The organism is Chitinophagaceae bacterium C216 (genome assembly GCA_028485475.2).
Classification (GTDB): domain Bacteria; phylum Bacteroidota; class Bacteroidia; order Chitinophagales; family Chitinophagaceae; genus Niabella; species Niabella composti.
In genome coordinates, this window is record CP144143.1 from 374,445 (window position 1) to 390,923 (window position 16,479).

Annotated in this window: 19 protein-coding genes; 13 read left to right on the forward strand and 6 right to left on the reverse strand. The window is 41.2% G+C overall.

The window, feature by feature from the left end:
• Window positions 1-40 precede the first annotated feature (40 nt).
• The gene (locus tag PIECOFPK_RS01520) at window positions 41-1,171 is read right to left on the reverse strand and encodes a glycosyltransferase family 2 protein (protein WP_330974584.1); all 1,131 of its coding nucleotides are present in this window, start codon (window positions 1,169-1,171) and stop codon (window positions 41-43) included.
• Between the two features lie 147 nt (window positions 1,172-1,318).
• Between PIECOFPK_RS01520 and PIECOFPK_RS01525 the strand changes: the two genes are divergently transcribed.
• On the forward strand, window positions 1,319-1,759 hold the full coding sequence (locus tag PIECOFPK_RS01525; protein ID WP_330974585.1) for a MarR family winged helix-turn-helix transcriptional regulator: 441 nt from the start codon (window positions 1,319-1,321) through the stop codon (window positions 1,757-1,759).
• 52 nt (window positions 1,760-1,811) lie between these two features.
• A complete protein-coding gene (locus PIECOFPK_RS01530; RefSeq protein ID WP_330974586.1) occupies window positions 1,812-3,605 on the forward strand; it encodes an acyl-CoA dehydrogenase family protein in 1,794 nt (597 codons plus the stop codon).
• Between the two features lies 1 nt (window position 3,606).
• Here the strand turns inward: PIECOFPK_RS01530 and PIECOFPK_RS01535 are convergent, their stop codons facing one another.
• The gene (locus tag PIECOFPK_RS01535) at window positions 3,607-3,993 is read right to left on the reverse strand and encodes a c-type cytochrome (protein WP_409966350.1); all 387 of its coding nucleotides are present in this window, start codon (window positions 3,991-3,993) and stop codon (window positions 3,607-3,609) included.
• An 87-nt stretch (window positions 3,994-4,080) separates the two neighbouring features.
• Between PIECOFPK_RS01535 and PIECOFPK_RS01540 the strand changes: the two genes are divergently transcribed.
• The 3 genes from PIECOFPK_RS01540 to PIECOFPK_RS01550 all read left to right on the forward strand — a co-directional run bounded on the left by PIECOFPK_RS01540 (window position 4,081) and on the right by PIECOFPK_RS01550 (window position 6,782).
• Complete coding sequence (locus tag PIECOFPK_RS01540) at window positions 4,081-5,106, forward strand: 2-oxoacid:ferredoxin oxidoreductase subunit beta (RefSeq protein WP_330974588.1); 1,026 nt, start codon at window positions 4,081-4,083, stop codon at window positions 5,104-5,106.
• Between the two features lie 72 nt (window positions 5,107-5,178).
• Entirely contained in the window at window positions 5,179-5,784 is a 606-nt protein-coding gene (locus PIECOFPK_RS01545) for an L-threonylcarbamoyladenylate synthase (RefSeq protein ID WP_330974589.1), read from the forward strand.
• A gap of 89 nt (window positions 5,785-5,873) precedes the next feature.
• The gene (locus PIECOFPK_RS01550; protein ID WP_330974590.1) at window positions 5,874-6,782 is read left to right on the forward strand and encodes a hypothetical protein; all 909 of its coding nucleotides are present in this window, start codon (window positions 5,874-5,876) and stop codon (window positions 6,780-6,782) included.
• Between the two features lie 4 nt (window positions 6,783-6,786).
• Here PIECOFPK_RS01550 and PIECOFPK_RS01555 read toward each other — a convergent pair whose 3' ends face one another.
• From PIECOFPK_RS01555 to PIECOFPK_RS01565, 3 genes are all read right to left on the reverse strand, one after another.
• A complete protein-coding gene (locus PIECOFPK_RS01555; RefSeq protein ID WP_330974591.1) occupies window positions 6,787-7,557 on the reverse strand; it encodes a glycoside hydrolase family 25 protein in 771 nt (256 codons plus the stop codon).
• A 113-nt stretch (window positions 7,558-7,670) separates the two neighbouring features.
• Window positions 7,671-8,279 (reverse strand): hypothetical protein, encoded by a 609-nt coding sequence (locus PIECOFPK_RS01560; RefSeq protein ID WP_330974592.1) that lies wholly within the window; start codon window positions 8,277-8,279, stop codon window positions 7,671-7,673.
• 99 nt (window positions 8,280-8,378) lie between these two features.
• Window positions 8,379-9,158: an enoyl-CoA hydratase/isomerase family protein gene (locus PIECOFPK_RS01565; RefSeq protein WP_330974593.1), complete on the reverse strand. Its 780-nt coding sequence runs from the start codon at window positions 9,156-9,158 to the stop codon at window positions 8,379-8,381.
• Window positions 9,159-9,216: 58 nt separating this feature from the next.
• On the opposite strand from PIECOFPK_RS01565, the gene PIECOFPK_RS01570 reads away from it, so the two are divergent.
• Entirely contained in the window at window positions 9,217-9,822 is a 606-nt protein-coding gene (locus tag PIECOFPK_RS01570) for a trimeric intracellular cation channel family protein (RefSeq protein ID WP_330974594.1), read from the forward strand.
• A gap of 2 nt (window positions 9,823-9,824) precedes the next feature.
• Here the strand turns inward: PIECOFPK_RS01570 and PIECOFPK_RS01575 are convergent, their stop codons facing one another.
• Window positions 9,825-10,205: a RidA family protein gene (locus PIECOFPK_RS01575; protein WP_409966351.1), complete on the reverse strand. Its 381-nt coding sequence runs from the start codon at window positions 10,203-10,205 to the stop codon at window positions 9,825-9,827.
• Between the two features lie 125 nt (window positions 10,206-10,330).
• Here PIECOFPK_RS01575 and tsaB point away from each other — a divergent pair, with 125 nt between their 5' ends.
• The 7 genes from tsaB to PIECOFPK_RS01610 all read left to right on the forward strand — a co-directional run bounded on the left by tsaB (window position 10,331) and on the right by PIECOFPK_RS01610 (window position 16,438).
• A complete protein-coding gene (tsaB, locus tag PIECOFPK_RS01580; protein ID WP_330974596.1) occupies window positions 10,331-10,990 on the forward strand; it encodes a tRNA (adenosine(37)-N6)-threonylcarbamoyltransferase complex dimerization subunit type 1 TsaB in 660 nt (219 codons plus the stop codon).
• Between the two features lie 78 nt (window positions 10,991-11,068).
• Entirely contained in the window at window positions 11,069-11,407 is a 339-nt protein-coding gene (locus PIECOFPK_RS01585; RefSeq protein ID WP_330974597.1) for an ArsR/SmtB family transcription factor, read from the forward strand.
• A 20-nt stretch (window positions 11,408-11,427) separates the two neighbouring features.
• Complete coding sequence (locus PIECOFPK_RS01590) at window positions 11,428-12,072, forward strand: rhodanese-like domain-containing protein (protein WP_330974598.1); 645 nt, start codon at window positions 11,428-11,430, stop codon at window positions 12,070-12,072.
• 94 nt (window positions 12,073-12,166) lie between these two features.
• A complete protein-coding gene (locus PIECOFPK_RS01595) occupies window positions 12,167-13,327 on the forward strand; it encodes an aspartate aminotransferase family protein (RefSeq protein ID WP_409966352.1) in 1,161 nt (386 codons plus the stop codon).
• A gap of 161 nt (window positions 13,328-13,488) precedes the next feature.
• Window positions 13,489-14,466, forward strand: coding sequence for an acetylornithine carbamoyltransferase (locus tag PIECOFPK_RS01600; RefSeq protein ID WP_330974600.1), 978 nt, complete (start codon window positions 13,489-13,491; stop codon window positions 14,464-14,466).
• Window positions 14,467-14,540: 74 nt separating this feature from the next.
• Window positions 14,541-15,365, forward strand: a complete 825-nt coding sequence (gene argB, locus PIECOFPK_RS01605; protein WP_409966353.1) for an acetylglutamate kinase — start codon at window positions 14,541-14,543, stop codon at window positions 15,363-15,365.
• Entirely contained in the window at window positions 15,365-16,438 is a 1,074-nt protein-coding gene (locus PIECOFPK_RS01610) for a M20 family metallo-hydrolase (RefSeq protein WP_330974602.1), read from the forward strand. Before argB ends, PIECOFPK_RS01610 begins: the two co-directional genes overlap by 1 nt.
• Window positions 16,439-16,479 lie beyond the last annotated feature (41 nt).

Sequence of the window (16,479 nt, forward strand, 5' to 3'; positions counted from 1 at the left end):
TTCAAATTGCCGTTCGCTGTGCATCCATCTTTAAAAAATATCACCTCACCTTTCGTCCTTTCCATTCGTATTTTCCAAAACTTCCTAAAAAACCAGCAATAATTGTATATGCGATATGGAGGGGTTGAAAAATGAAAAAGGATCTCATCAAATTTTCATGACCGAAAAATTTACTTACGGCTGTCACAAAAGGAAACTCCACTGCAGTTTTCAATATCCATAAAACAATCAGCACATACAAATAAAAAGGATTGAAAAAGGAAGCACACAGCAGTATCAGAAAAGACAAGTTAAACAAGTAAACTAATACTAGTACTACAATAATTCTTTTGTCATCATAGTTTTTCGTCTTACTGGCCCATCGTATACGCTGATTAAAGAATGCTTTCCATGTGGGGGCCGTCTCGGTTTCCACTATAGCACGCTCTGATTTCAGATAATGAACCCCATCGGGATACTGCTTCCATACTTTATGCATCAGCAACATATCGTCTCCCGATGCAATATTATCGATACCCCTAAAACCATTCACTTCATAAAACACCTGTCGTTTATACGCGAGATTGGCTCCATTGCACATGTTATGCTTACGTGCTGATACGGATGCGGCCGTAATGCCCTGAAGGGTCAAGAAATCAAGGGTTTGAAAAGTATGTAGTATTTTATTCTGTTCGGAGGCAAAGGGAAAAAAAGTTACAGGCGCAGCAATAAATACAGGATTTTTTTCGACGATGAAGGATGCAAATGTTTGTAGCCACTGGAGTGGCACCTTACAATCGGCATCGGTACATACAATCCATTCATTGTTGGCCCCTGCAATTCCGGTTTCTATGGCTTTCTTTTTATAAGAATTGATGCCATCGTCCTGTAATTGAATAAGTCTAACATGTTCGAAACTGCGAACGATTTCAGCTGTTTTGTCGGTCGAATGGTCATCTACCACAATTACCTCAAAAAACTCTCGGGGGTATGTCTGCCGATTTAGGCTTTCGAGTAATCGCCCTATGTTCTTTTCTTCATTTCTCGCCGGAATAATCACCGAAAAGCGAACACCCTGAGCTGCATTTGCTGGTACAAAATCCTTCACTTTACGCCATACACGATTGTAATAAAATATTACAACAGCATAAAACACAAATAACAACCATATAATGCCTACCCAGTATATCATCTCTACAAAACTAAAGGTATACGGTAATAATTCGACATCCTAACACATTTCAAAGAAGGCAGATTCTTAAGCAAAATCAATAAATCAAGTTTCGCTTTTTGCTGTAAGGAAATGTTATTAACTTTAATTAGTTGCTAAAACAACTATATGCCAAACAACCAATTTAAGAAAAGTGAGCTATACAGCTTCATAACAGGTGTTGCCAGCACAGCCATTGCCCGACGATTGCAAAAGAAGTTTAATAATGCTGGCGTAAATGTTACTATAGAACAATGGAGCGTACTGTATCACTTATGGAAAGAAGATGGCATAAGTCAGCAAGAGCTTTGTAAGGCTACTTTTCGAGACAAGCCGAGCATGACACGACTGGTAGACAATTTGGAGAAAGCAGGACTAGTGAAGCGCATTACAGCTGCTACGGACAGGCGTAAAAACCTGATTGTACTTACCGAAAAAGCAAAAAACCTGCAGGACATCTGTTACAAGCTTGCCGCTGAAACAGTAGATGAAGCACTAGAAGGAGTCAGTGCCGCCCATATTGAAGTGTGTAAAGTGGTATTGAAACAGGTATACGAAAACCTGAAGTAGCTTCTGATCTATATTTCATGCATATTGTTCATCACAATAAAAAAACTTCATCATGAGTACCACTACAGAAAACACTGCCCCTATAAAAGGAGCTGAATGGCTCATCACAACATCTCAGCCAGCTGCCACCTATACCTGTGAAGACTTTAATGAAGAAGAACTGATGATTCGCGACATGTGTACTCAGTTTCTAGAAACGGAGATATTGACCAGACTGGATGAAATTGATAGTATGAAAGAAGGCCTGATGGCCTCTTTGGTGCAAAAGGCTGGCGAACAGGGACTGCTAGCAGCCTCTTTCCCTGAAGAATACGGCGGGCTAGGAAAAGATTTTGTCACTTCGACCATTATTAACGAGTATCTAGGTGCAGGACATTCTTTCTCCGTTGCCATTGCAGCACATACAGGAATTGGCACATTACCCATTCTTTACTTTGGAAACGAAGAGCAAAAGCAAAAATATCTTCCTAAGTTACTTACGGGCGAATGGGCCGGTGCATACGGTTTGACAGAGCCTAATGCGGGCAGTGATGCCCTCAGCTCCAAAACCGTTGCAAAACTGAGTGAGGACGGTAAATATTATATTCTCAACGGACAGAAGTGCTGGATTACCAATGGAGGTTTTGCACAAGTATATACTGTATTTGCAAAGATTGACGGCGATAAATTCACCGGCTTTATTGTAGAACGCGATACGGAGGGTTTTACTCAAGGCTCCGAAGAACAAAAAATGGGCATTAAAGGCTCTTCCACTGTGCAATTATATTTCCAAGATGCGAAAGTACCTGTGGAAAACGTATTGGGTGAAATTGGCAAAGGCCATAAAATTGCTTTCAATATTCTTAATATCGGCAGACTCAAATTATGTGCAGCGGCTTTAGGTGGCGCCAAAAAAGCGTTTCAAACCAGCGTAGCATATGCCAAAACCCGCGAACAGTTTAAACAGCCCATTGCCAACTTTGGTGCTATCCAACATAAAATCGCCGAAATGGCTATTCGCATCTTTGCGGCCGAATCGGCCCTTTATCGTACCGCTAAATGGATTGACAATCTGGAAAAACAACTTCTTGCCGAAGGTAAACCGTTTAACGAAGCCTTACTAGGTGCTGCGGAAGAATATGCCATAGAATGCGCTATCCTGAAGGTATACGGTAGTGAATTGCTGGACTTCGTAGTTGACGAAGGCGTGCAAATCCATGGCGGTAATGGATTTAGTGCCGAATACAACATCTCTCGCGCTTATCGAGACAGCCGTATTAACCGAATTTATGAAGGCACCAATGAAATCAATCGTCTACTTATTCTGGACATGACGTTGAAGCGTGCCATGAAAGGACGCTTGAATTTAATGGGTCCAGCCATGCAAGTGCAGAGCGAACTCATGAGTATTCCCGATTTCGGCGCAGAGGATGAAGGCCTTTTTGCCGCCGAACAAAAGTTAATCGCCAATTTCAAAAAAGCCATACTGATGGTGGCCGGCGCCGCAGTGCAAAAGCTGATGATGCAAATCGAAAACGAACAGGAAATACTGATGAACATAGCCGATATGGCTATTGAAACCTTCCATGCCGAGAGCGTACTGTTACGCGTAATGAAGATAGTAGAAGCAAAAGGTGAAGCCCATGCATCGGTTTATATCGACATTATGCGTACATTTTTATATGATGCGGCCGATAAACTCAATAAAAAAGGAAAAGACGCCATCAATGCTTTTGCCGAAGGCGACGAACAACGCATGATTTTAATGGGTCTCAAACGCTTCACCAAAGCTGATCCGGTAAATACAAAAGATGCGCGTAGAAGAATTGCCCATGCAATGATTGAAGCAGAAAAATATTTCCTGTAAGCTATTCCTCCGGATAAGCATTACCTCTATGACAGGAGTTGCAACTCACCTTGTTTAAATACGCAGGGTGCATCTTCGGGTCATAATTAAAATAAGTTTTATTGATATCAATGGTCAGGCGTATCATACGGCGCGCCTCTTCCTTCACAGGATGATCATCCGAAGCGAAATTCCAAATCGTATCACCGTTTTGGATTTCATGTACATGGCAAAAGTCACAGGTCACCCCTAGGCCTTTATTATAGGTTTGCATTAGGCTGTCCAATCGCTCATCGCTGATATCGGCGGGTAATACTTTCAGATTCCGTTCTCTAGAACTGTTTACGAACCCCAATGCAATGAAACCGCATATGAGCAGGATGGCCATAGGTAGTTTATGCTTCCTCATACGGCAAAATACTCAAAAAGTCATACAAATGTCAATATAAGAAACAATACTTTTTTTAGTCGTACCTTTGCACGCGATTTAATTAAGATGTCAGAAGTTTTAGCACCTACATTAACAGCCAAGGATTTTGCTACCGACCAGGAAGTACGCTGGTGCCCTGGCTGTGGAGACTATTCCATTTTAGCTCAAGTACAAAGAATTATGCCGAATCTCGGCATACCAAAGGAGAATATTGTATTTATTTCAGGAATCGGTTGTAGCAGCCGTTTTCCTTACTATATGAATACATATGGTATGCACTCGATTCACGGGCGTGCTACGGCCATTGCTACAGGCTTGAAAGCGTCGCGCCCCGAACTGAGCGTGTGGATTGTAAGCGGTGACGGCGACGGATTGAGCATCGGTGGTAACCATACTATTCACCTGCTGCGCCGCAACCTAGATGTAAATCTGTTGATATTCAACAATCAGATATATGGATTGACTAAAGGGCAATACTCCCCCACCTCTGAGGAGCATAAAATTACCAAATCAACGCCGTTTGGAAGTATTGACCATCCCTTTAATCCTGCAGCACTAGCACTGGGAGCAAACGCTACGTTTGTGGCTCGCAGCATGGATCGCGACCCCAAGCACCTCCAAGCGATGCTGATACGTTCTCATCAGCACAAAGGAGCCTCTTTCCTTGAAATCTATCAAAACTGCAACATCTTTAACGACGGAGCATTCGAAATCTTCACCGAAAAATCAACTAAGGCCGATGAAACCTTATTCCTAGAACATGGCCAGCCCTTGATTTTCGGTGCCGAAAGAAACAAAGGTATTCGCTTGGACGGACTTAAACCCGTAGTAGTCACCTTGGGAGAAAATTACAGTGCCGATGATTTGTGGATTCATGATGAGCAAGACCTTTACAAAGCACAAATCCTCACGCGTATTTTTGATGATCCGCACGTGGATGGGCATTTACCCAGACCCTTTGGGGTATTTTATGCTGTAGACAGACCTTGCTATGAAGAAATGATGGCCCTGCAGATTGAAGATGCCATTGCCCGCAAAGCTCCGGACTTAAATGCACTGTTGCGTGGCAAGGAAACCTGGGAAGTGGCATAAAGTTAGCTGTTATAGTTAACAGGACTAAGACCATTTATCCTCTATCCTTTTAACATTGGCAAATTTTGCGATATGTTGTTACGCATTCATCCACAAAATCCCCAGGACCGTCTGATACAACAGGTAGTTGATGTGCTGAAAAGAGGAGGCATCATTGTATATCCTACAGATACTATCTACGGATTGGGCTGTGATATTTATCAGGTGAAAGCCGTTCAAGAAATCTGCCGCATCAAACATATCGACCCTAAAAAAGCACAGCTATCATTTGTGTGTAGTGATCTGAGTCATCTCAGCGATTTTGCCCGTCAAATTTCCAATACCACTTACCGTAAACTCAAGGAATGCTTACCCGGTCCCTATACTTTTATTTTACCGGCTAGCAAACAGGTTCCGAAAATTCTGCAAAGCAAAAAAGACACCATCGGTCTTCGTGTGCCTGACAATAAAATAGCTTTAACTCTTGTAAGAGAATTGGGACATCCTATACTCAGTACTTCTTTGCCCGGAGAGTTTGTGGAAGACTATACCGATCCCGAACTGATTTATGAAAAATATAAGAACATTGTAGATATTGTAATTGATGGTGGAATCGGCGGTAGTGTACCCTCTACCATTGTAAACTGTGTTGATGATAGCTTTGAAGTAATTAGAGAAGGTGCCGGCGAATGGATTTAAGCCCTTGAGCTTTTCAGGACTGCTCAATCATTTGGGTTCCTTGATTTCATATATTTATTCTTTTCTTTGCATGTGTAAAACCATTAACCATGAACAACATAAGGCGTTTTTTGCTGAATCACGTATTATTCGTTTTAACAGCTGTAATTTTCTTTACCTCTTGCTCTAACCCGCGCTACATCAATTCTCCGGCCGTACACAATGCAGCTTTTTTTAAAGAACAGGGAGATTTTAAATTTTCTGTGGCAGGAGCTGGTAACCCCGCAAAAATATTCAGCAAGATTGATGACAATGATACGGGAGAAACATTGGATCATTCATTGGGTTTTGACGGACAGGCTGCCGTAGCCGTAACCAACCACTTCATGATTACAGCAGGCGCTATGTATCGCCGTGAACAAGATAAGTACGATAATGACGACCTAAAAATTAGTTCACGCAGTAAAGTAAACTATCACAGGCGCATGTTTGACATTGGGGCTGGCTTTTTCACACCCATAGGGCAAAGTGAAAAAGTTTTCTTTAACGGTGTGTTGGGTGTGGGATTCGGAAGTATGTCTTCGGATGATAATGGGCTACCTTACGATGCAGCCAGATATCGCTCTTACAAAGCAGATTTAATTAAATACTATCTTACTCCTTCCTTCAACTTCTTCTTCAACGATTATCTACGCATGGCAATAGCTCCCAAATTTTCTTTATTAAAGTTGAACAATATTAAAACCAATTATACCACCGAAGAAGAAATTTCATTAGGTTATGAGCATGCCCGCAATCATACTTTCGGACTGTTCGAACCATCGGTATTATTACAAACGGGTTTTAGAAACAATGAGTGGTTAAAACTGGATTTTGGTTTCAACTTTGCATCGGACCCATTTACTTCACGAACTAAGAAAGGCAGATATGTCGATTATCCCGATATCGAAACCTACAATGTGGAATCTCGCAACTTCATATTCTCCATTGGCCTTTCATTTTATCCTATGAGAAAGTAAAAAATTACTTCAATAACAATTGTTGAAAGGTGGCCGAGTCGCCATTAAAAACATTAAAATCCACAAAAGCATTAATACCGTTTACATTCCCACGGTCATTATGTTGCCAGAAAGTCCACGTACGATTGATACGTGGACTTTTCCGTTCATAATAATGTGCCACCCACAAAGGATATTCATCAAACTCAGGCCCCATATATTTTTTATAAAACTCGGCGCTTGTATAAATAATAGGTTTTACTTTATAATGTGCTTCTACCATTTGCAACCACTGTCTGATCTTTGCGCGATATACATTCACAGGTAAAACGCCTGCTTGTTCGGCATCCAGCACAGGTGGCAAATCGCCTTTCTCGAGTTTTACACGTGAGATAAAATGTTTGGCCTGCTTAATTGGGTCTTGCCCCGGCAGAAAAAAATGATACGCTCCTCGTGTAATCTTCTGCTTTTTAGCTTGTCTCCAATTGTATTTAAAATACCTATCGGTGAGTCCTTCACCTTCTGTAGCCTTCATAAAAGCAAATTCAATCCTTACACCTTCAACATTCATTGCTTTTACCATATTCCAGCGAATCTCCTTCTGATAGCGGGAAACATCAATTCCATGTATGGAATAAAGAACCGGTAAGTCAATGCCAAAGGCTTCATAGTGCGCAAACTTCACCCTGCGAGCATGATCCCAGCGTAGAACCCATATAACTAATAGGCCTATAAAAAGCGTCACGGCTATCAACTTCAGACCATTATAATTTGCATCTCGCCTTCTACGAGCCATATACTATGAATACAGATTTTTACTACACTACAAATATAGTACATGCATGCAGGGCATAGGAATGGATAGTAGAAGGAACGACTCGAGGGATAAAATGAATAAGAGTAGCGACCTTAATAATTGTAACTTCTTCTAAATCCACTTTTGCGACTTTCTATTTCATATAATTCCTGCTCTACGGCTGCGGGCTTGGTGACTTTAACAAGGCCGGGTAACCCAACATAGTCTCTTGCCGAACTATAGATATAATCGGCAGGGTATTGAACAATTCTTTCCTTTACGGGTAATATATGTATATACTCCAGATGCTCCGCCATGATATTGGGATGACGAAGATTAATTTGGGCTATCGTTCTTACCTCACCCCAGCATGATAATACCGATGTATTACCCAAGGGAGAAGTAAGGTTTTGAAAATGCCTTAGTATCCATTGATTGCGTGGAGTATCTTCTTCTTTTACGGCTTCAACTATTTTTTCGCGGGTAAATTCTACAAAACGTTCTTTTATTTCCTTGATAGAATTATTGGTTTGTGCCTCACAAATCACATATAATTTATTGGTCATAAGGCACCATCCATACACTACCAGCCCCTTGCTGTCGATAAAATGATTTAAACTATGTACAATGAGCTGCTTGTACATCACTTTAGTGAAAATATCGACGGTATCGATAGTTTCCAAAGTAAAGCAATAGCACCCATTATTGCGGATTGGCATCATTAGTTGTGCTTTTAAATAATACAGATGCAAATCCTATTCCATTTTTAGGTGCTTTATGCTTTACACATGAAGAGTAAATGGGAACAGATTGTATAGTAATTATTTACCCTGAAAAAAAGCTTTTCTTTTTTCCAAAAATGCGGAGGTACCTTCTTTGGCATCGGTTGTAGTAAGCAGTTTGCCAAACTCCCGGGCTTCATAACTGTAGCCTTGCTTATTTCCTTCGTAAGCATGCTGAACAGCCGTAATACAACGAGCCACAGCCAGTGGCGCTTTAGCGTTTACAACGGCTAGTATTGATTTTGCTTTAAGCAATAACTCCTCACGCGACACTACATGATTTACTAATCCATAGTTAAATGCCGTAATAGCATCTATCATATTTCCCGTTACAAGCAGTTCCAGCGCGCGTCCCTTGCCTATCAGCTGCGTAAGTCTTTGTGTACCTCCAAATCCCGGTATCAGCCCCAGATTTACTTCGGGCTGCCCAAACTTAGCATTATCACTTGCAACTCGAAAGTGACAAGCCATAGCTAGCTCGCAACCGCCTCCTAATGCAAAACCATTCACGGCAGCTACTATTATTTTAGAACTGTTTTCTATTTTCTCAAACAACGACTGCCCTCTTCTTGCATACGCTTCTCCGCTTGCTGCATCTAAAGATGCAAACTCCGAAATATCGGCACCGGCTACAAAAGCCTTTTCTCCACTACCCGTAATGATCGCCGAGCGAATATCTGAGGATTGCATTACCTCGTCAATTGCCAGGTCTAGCTCCTTCAATACCTCGGCATTTAAAGCATTGAGCTTTTCGGGGCGATGGATGGTTATCGTGCAGATGTCGTTTTCCACATCAATCAGTAAGGTGTTATATTTCATTGGAATCAGTATTTACACAAATCTAAATAAATATCCACGGAGCGTATAACTTTGCTTAGTGACATTTCTTTCGGTAATAACCTATCTGGGAATATTTGTATTTGCCCTTGCCGGAGCGTTTAAAGCGCGCGGAGCTCGTCTTGATGTATTCGGCGGACTGGTAGTAGCTTTTGTTTCGGCTTATGGAGGTGGAACCTTGAGAGATTTATTACTGGGAGTAAGACCCCTTACTTGGCTCAACGATAATCTGGCTTTTACACTGGTATTTGCAGGCACAACCGTTACTTTTCTGGTAAAAGATCGATTGAATAATTTCCGCCGTACTATATTTTTTACAGACGCTATTGGGCTGGGATTATTCACCGCGGCAGGAATCGAAGTAGCAATTCAGAACGGGGCTAATGAGCTTTATAGCCTAATTATGGGCGTAATAACAGCCACCTTTGGCGGACTGATTGCTGATATCTTTTGCGGCTACCCCCCCGTGCTTTTGCGCAGGGGTGAATTGTATGCCACCGCCTGCGCTATAGGAGGTATTATTTTTATACTTCTCAACAAATACCTCAGCACCACCACCAATCTCGATCTTGTTATTTGTGTAGTGCTGGTTGTAGCTATAAGGATTTATTCCAAAAGAAGACGGCTTATGCTTCCTGAGATATAGGCTTACCGAACGGCAATCATGCTGATTTCTACATTCACGAATTTCGGCAGCGCAGCCACTTGAACCGTTTCTCGTGCTGGGAAATTATCAGAGAAATATTGGCCATAAACTTCATTTATGGTCGAAAATTGCTTCATATCAGTAATAAATATGGTCGATTTCACCACATTTTCAAATCCCAATCCCGCTGCATTCAATATCGCTTTCAGGTTTTTCATACACTGATGGGTTTCTTCTTCTAAAGAGCCATTTTTAAGTTCACCGGTTTCGGCATCCAAGCATATTTGTCCGGAAATATAGAGTGTATCACCAGCGAAAACAGCCTGATTATAGGGACCGATAGGTGCCGGAGCTGCAGAGATGTTTATAATAGATTTTTCCATAGCTATTTAAAAATTTTTTAAGATTTCTCTTGCACGAAGATAAACTTCTACCCAATAGTTTGCGTTATAGAAAAAAATTTATATATAGAGTTCAATCAATCGATTTTATTCATTTCTTTTGTATAATGATAATATTAAATATCGATACATCTGTAGATCAGGGATCATTTTGTATTTGCAGGGGCAAAGATGTAATCGCTTTCGATAAAAATGAAGAGCGTAATTCGCTAGCCGGATGGCTCCACGACGCTATACACAATGCCTTAAAAAAAAGCGATTTACAAGCTCAACAGCTTAGTGCTATTGCAGTAAGTAACGGTCCCGGTTCCTATACCGGTTTGCGTGTAGGCTTGGCTACGGCAAAAGGATTGTGTTATGCTTTAAATGTTCCTTTAATCTGCATTAATACATTGGAAATCATGGCCTATGCTGTGGCTGGAGCAGCAAAAGAACTGATTTGTCCTATGATTGATGCCCGCCGCATGGAGGTGTTTACAGCATTATTTAAAAAAAATATGGATATTTACAGGGAGCCTTTTGCAACAATTTTAACTGCGGAGAGTTTCGCAGACACCCTCAGTGCACATCATATTCTTTTTACAGGCAATGGAGCCCGGAAATTGGAACCTATTATCGAAAATAATCACGCTAGCTTTATATATAAGAATATCGATGCATATGACATGATTCCGCTGTCCACTCGATTGTATAATGAAAAAAAGTTCGCGGATGTTGCGTATGAGCAGCCTTACTACGTCAAGGATGCATATATAGCAGGCAATTAAAAATGTATTCACGTAAATATTAACATATCGAAATATAGTTTTATTTTTATCCCCTAACCCCTAAACATATAGGTTATAATGAGCAACTATCAAATCGCTTTTACGCAAAAAAATGAGTCTGAAGAGCAACTGACAGTAGACACACTAGCTGTGAAAAAAGCTGCGCTAATTCTTCGTGCCTTCAACCACAAGCTCAGGCAGCAGATATTGAAACTGATTGATAGTCAGGAAAAAATAACTGTTACAGAGATTTATGTCAAATTACGCATTGAGCAATCGGTTGCATCTCAGCATCTAGCTATTTTGCGCAAAGCCGACTTTGTAAAAACAGAGCGAAACGGCAAGTTTATTTACTACACCGTAAATACGGAACGTATGAAGCAGCTGAACAAATTTGTAAACGAGTTATTAGCTTAATTAAATTATACTTTTTAAAAATGCAAGCCCTTACAGCGAATGTTTTTGCGGAATATATTGCACAAGGCTGCACTATAGTAGATCTTAGGGATGTAAAGGATTTCAAACAGGGCTTTATAAAAGATAGTATTCTTGTTGCATCAGGAATCAAGTTCAAGGACTACTACGAATTCTTTAAAGGAAAGGAGCCTTTACTAGTTGTATGCTATCCCGAAGAAAAAGATAGTAGCCTAAAGCTAATTCAGGATGCCGGGTTTAAAAATATTGCTGGTTTTCTGGAGCACGGTTTTGCATCTTGGCTGGATGCCCAAAACCCCATAGATGTTATCATAGATGTAGAAGCAGATGAACTCATGATGGATCTTCCTTACGATGATAACTTAGTTATTATGGACATCAGGTCGCCTTTAACCTTTGCCAGTGGCCATCTAAAAGAGTCTGTCAACCTGCCGCTGGCCGATATGACCGATGTGGTGCGTCTCTCTGCTATTGATGATCACGATAATATTTATATAGTAGGCAATAATGACGAAGAAGTATTTCTGGCTGCATCATTGCTTAAGCGTCATGAATTTCACAATTTGCGGGTAGTAATAGGAGGATGGCAAGCACTGGAGCAACAGCCAAATGTCGTCATCGAAAAAGAACCTGGCATGCTTAACTAATCACTCACATTATTTTCGGCTTGCCCAACAATATTTTAGTAATTTTGTGCCCCACTAATCAGGGGCATTTTTTCATTCTTTCCAAATTAAAAAGATGAATCTATTCGACGTTTACCCGCTCAACAATGTCACTATCGTTAAAGCTAAAGATTCTTATGTATGGGATAGTGATGGCAATCAGTATTTAGACCTTTACGGTGGACACGCTGTAATTAGTATCGGACACACACATCCGCACTGGGTACGACGAATAGAAGATCAGCTGGAAAAAGTAGCTTTTTACTCCAATTCCGTTCAGAATCCTTTGCAGGTAGAATTGGCTAAAAAATTGGGAGAAGTATCCGGCAAGGAAGACTATCAATTGTTCCTGTGCAACTCAGGTGCCGAAGCCAACGAGAATGCACTGAAGATGGCTTCGTTCCATACGGGACGTAAGAAAGTAGTTGCGTTTTCCAAAGCCTTTCATGGGCGCACGTCTTTAGCTGTATCGGTAACCGATAATAAAAACTACGTGGCACCTGTGAACGAAACAGACAATGTAACTTTTCTGCCGTTTAATGATGAAGCAGCTTTGGAAGCACATTTTACGAAGCATGGCAATGAAATTGCTGCTGTAATCATCGAAGGCATTCAGGGAGTTGGAGGTATTAATGTTGCTACAGAATCCTTCCTGCAACTTATCCGCCGTTTGTGCGATCAATATGGTGCGGTATTTATTGCAGATGCCGTACAGTGTGGTTACGGTCGATCCGGTAAGTTTTTCAGCCATGATTATGCCGGCGTAAATGCCGATATCTATTCTATGGCAAAAGGCATGGGCAACGGATTCCCCATCGGTGCTATTATTCTTGCCCCGCACATTAAGCCCAAGCATTTTCAACTGGGCACTACTTTCGGAGGTAATCACCTGGCCTGCGCAGCGGCATTGGCCGTTCTGGAAGTAATGCAGCAAGAAAAGCTCATGGAAAATGCGGCCGAAGTGGGCACCTATTTACAAAATGAATTAAAGGCAATTCCCGAACTAAAAAATGTTCGCGGCAGAGGATTAATGATAGGCTTTGATGTACCGGAAGAATTGGCACCACTGAGAAAAAACCTGTTGACCAATCAAAGAATATTTACCGGCGAAGCCAAGCCTAATGTCATTCGTTTATTACCTTCTTTGGCATTGAAACAAAAGGATGCCCAGCAGTTCATTGACGCACTTAAAAACGAAATCGCCGCGCTCAAAGAAGCAGCAACAGCGCAAGCATAGATTTCTATTGATATATAGCAAAGCAGATTTCATCATCGGCAATATATCTGCAAAGAATACAATATGGTTCGCTGCACCAGCGAACCATATTTATATAATTGAATGGTAATTTTACACCAAATCGAGCTTTATACATCACCTATTGAAATTGTAATTAGAAAATGTCATTACTAAAAAGCAATACTTTCATCAGCGCACACGACGTTACTGATATTAATGCCCTTGCAGATAAGGCATTACACTACAAAGCCAATCCTTTTATCGACAAACAACTGGGAGAAAATAAACGTATTGGCTGCTTATTTCTAAACCCGAGCATGCGCACCCGATTAAGTACGCAAATTGCAGCGCAGAATCTGGGGATGGAAGCTATTGTATTCAACGTAGGGAGTGAGGGTTGGCAGTTGGAATTCGAAGAAGATGCTATCATGAACGGAAAAACCGTAGAACACATCAAAGATGCCGCACCCATCTTCGGAAAGTACTTCGACATTCTGGCTATTCGTACCTTCCCTTCACTGGTGAATAAAGAAGACGATTACAGTGAGCTTTATATTAATCAGTTTATAAAATACTCCGGCCTACCCGTAGTGAGCTTGGAAAGTGCAACGCTTCACCCCTTGCAGAGCTTGACCGATGTGGTGACCATAAAAGAAACTTATACTCCCTTTAATGAAGGTAAGCGTCCTAAAGTAGTGCTAACCTGGGCTCCACACGTAAAACCCTTACCCCAGTGTGTAGCCAATAGCTTTGCACAATGGATGAACGCTTGGAACGAGGTAGACTTTGTAGTTACACATCCCAAAGACTACGAACTTGACAAGCAATTTACCGGAAACGCTCCCATCATTTACGACCAAAACGAAGCACTGAAAGACGCTGATTATGTGTATGTAAAAAATTGGAGCACTTATAACGATTACGGTAAGATTTATAATAGTGATCCGGAATGGATGTTAACACCCGAAAAACTACAACTGACCAATAATGCTAAAGTAATGCACTGTCTACCCGTGCGTCGTAATGTAGAACTCAGCGGTGCGGTATTGGATGGTCCCAATAGTATTGTAACGCAGGAAGCCGGCAATCGTGTATGGGCTGCACAGGCTGTACTGTCAGAGTTGTTACAACTTCAATAAAGATTTAGCCCACAATTAAACTTGTAAAGCCTCATAAAATCATTCATGATAAAAGTATAATGATGAGTTCGGGAATGAATGTAAATACACAGCAAGAAACACTTTTTGTCATAAAAATCGGCGGCAATGTGATTGATAACGAAACCGCGCTTGCTGCCTTCTTGAAAGATTTTGCTGCCGTTAACGCTCCTAAAATATTGGTACACGGCGGAGGAAAAATTGCCACTAAAATAGGAGAACAATTAGGTATTGAATCGAAATACATTAATGGACGCCGTATTACCGACGATAACACTATAGATGTAGTAACGATGATATACGGTGGTTTGGTGAATAAAAAAATAGTAGCCCAACTGCAAGCACTGCGCACCAACGCCATTGGTTTAACCGGCGCCGATGCCAACATTATTCCCGCCACAAAACGCCCTGTAAAAATCATCAACGATTCACCGGTAGATTTTGGTTGGGTAGGAGATATTGATGTACAGCAGCTACAAGCCGATAATCTCAAACATTTGCTGGAAAAGGACTTTACTCCTGTTTTTGCGCCGCTCACGCATGACGAACAAGGACATATTTTAAATACCAATGCCGACACTATTGCTTCTGCGATAGCAGTGAGCCTATCTCAATTTTACAAAGTACGACTCATTTATTGCTTTGAAAAGAAAGGCGTGCTGGAAGACGTTAACGACGACAATTCGGTCATTCGAAACATCAATAAAGAAAAATATCAGCAACTGCTCAATGAAAACAAGTTATTTGAGGGTATCTTGCCCAAAATTGATAACGCTTTTGCTGCCATAGATGCCGGAGTGAGCGAAGTACTAATTGGAGACGCTAAGGATTTAATTAAAAATACAACCACCTCCACCGAAGGAACTTTAATTACTCAATAATGAGTTTTGAGAAAGAATTATATCAACAAGCCGTAGACTTATTACAGCAGCTGATTCAAACTCCTTCTTTTAGTAAGGAAGAAGATCAGACCGCCACTATCATTAAATCGCATCTTGAGCAGTGGGGAGTTACTACCTCACGCTACGGCAACAACATTGTAGCGCGGAATAAACACTTCGATTCTGCTAAGCCAACCATGTTGTTGAACTCTCATCACGATACAGTAAAACCCAACTCTCATTATACTTTAGATCCTTTTACTCCTATTGAGAAAGATGGTAAATTATTCGGATTAGGAAGTAATGATGCAGGAGGGTGTTTAGTTTCGCTCATTGCAGCATTTAAATATTTCTACGATAAAGAAGATTTAACTTATAACATTATTCTGGCCGCAAGCGCGGAAGAAGAAATTTCGGGATATAACGGTGTTGAAAGCTTAATCAAGGATTTACCGGCCATAGACTTCGCAATAGTAGGAGAACCTACCGGCATGCAGATGGCCGTAGCAGAACGTGGTCTAATGGTATTGGATTGCACCAGCCGCGGCAAGGCTGGACATGCAGCCCGTAACGAAGGCGAAAATGCCATTTACAAAGCTTTGAAAGACATTGAATGGTTTCAGAACTACCAGTTCAGTAAGGTTTCTTCGTTGTTGGGGCCCAATAAAATGTCGGTAACCGTCATCGAAACCGAGAATAAAGCGCATAATGTAGTGCCCGCTATTTGCAAGTATGTGGTAGATGTACGGGTTAATGAGCTCTATACTTTCGAAGAAGTACTCGCGGAGATACGTCAAAATGTACAAAGTGAGGTGCAGCCTCGTTCTACGCGTTTACGCTCAACATCCATCTCATTGGATCATCCGGTAGTAAAAGCCGGATTGGCGATGGGGAAAACTTATTACGGATCGCCCACTACATCGGACAAAGCACTGATGCCTTTCCCTGCTCTTAAAATAGGTCCGGGAGACAGTGCCAGAAGTCATACCGCAGATGAATTTATTTATTTAGCAGAAATAGAACAGGGCATAAAGGAATACATTGAACTGATTCGATTGACACTAAACCAATAAATAGCTTAGCAGCATTGTTGGCAACTTTATACCTTTACAAA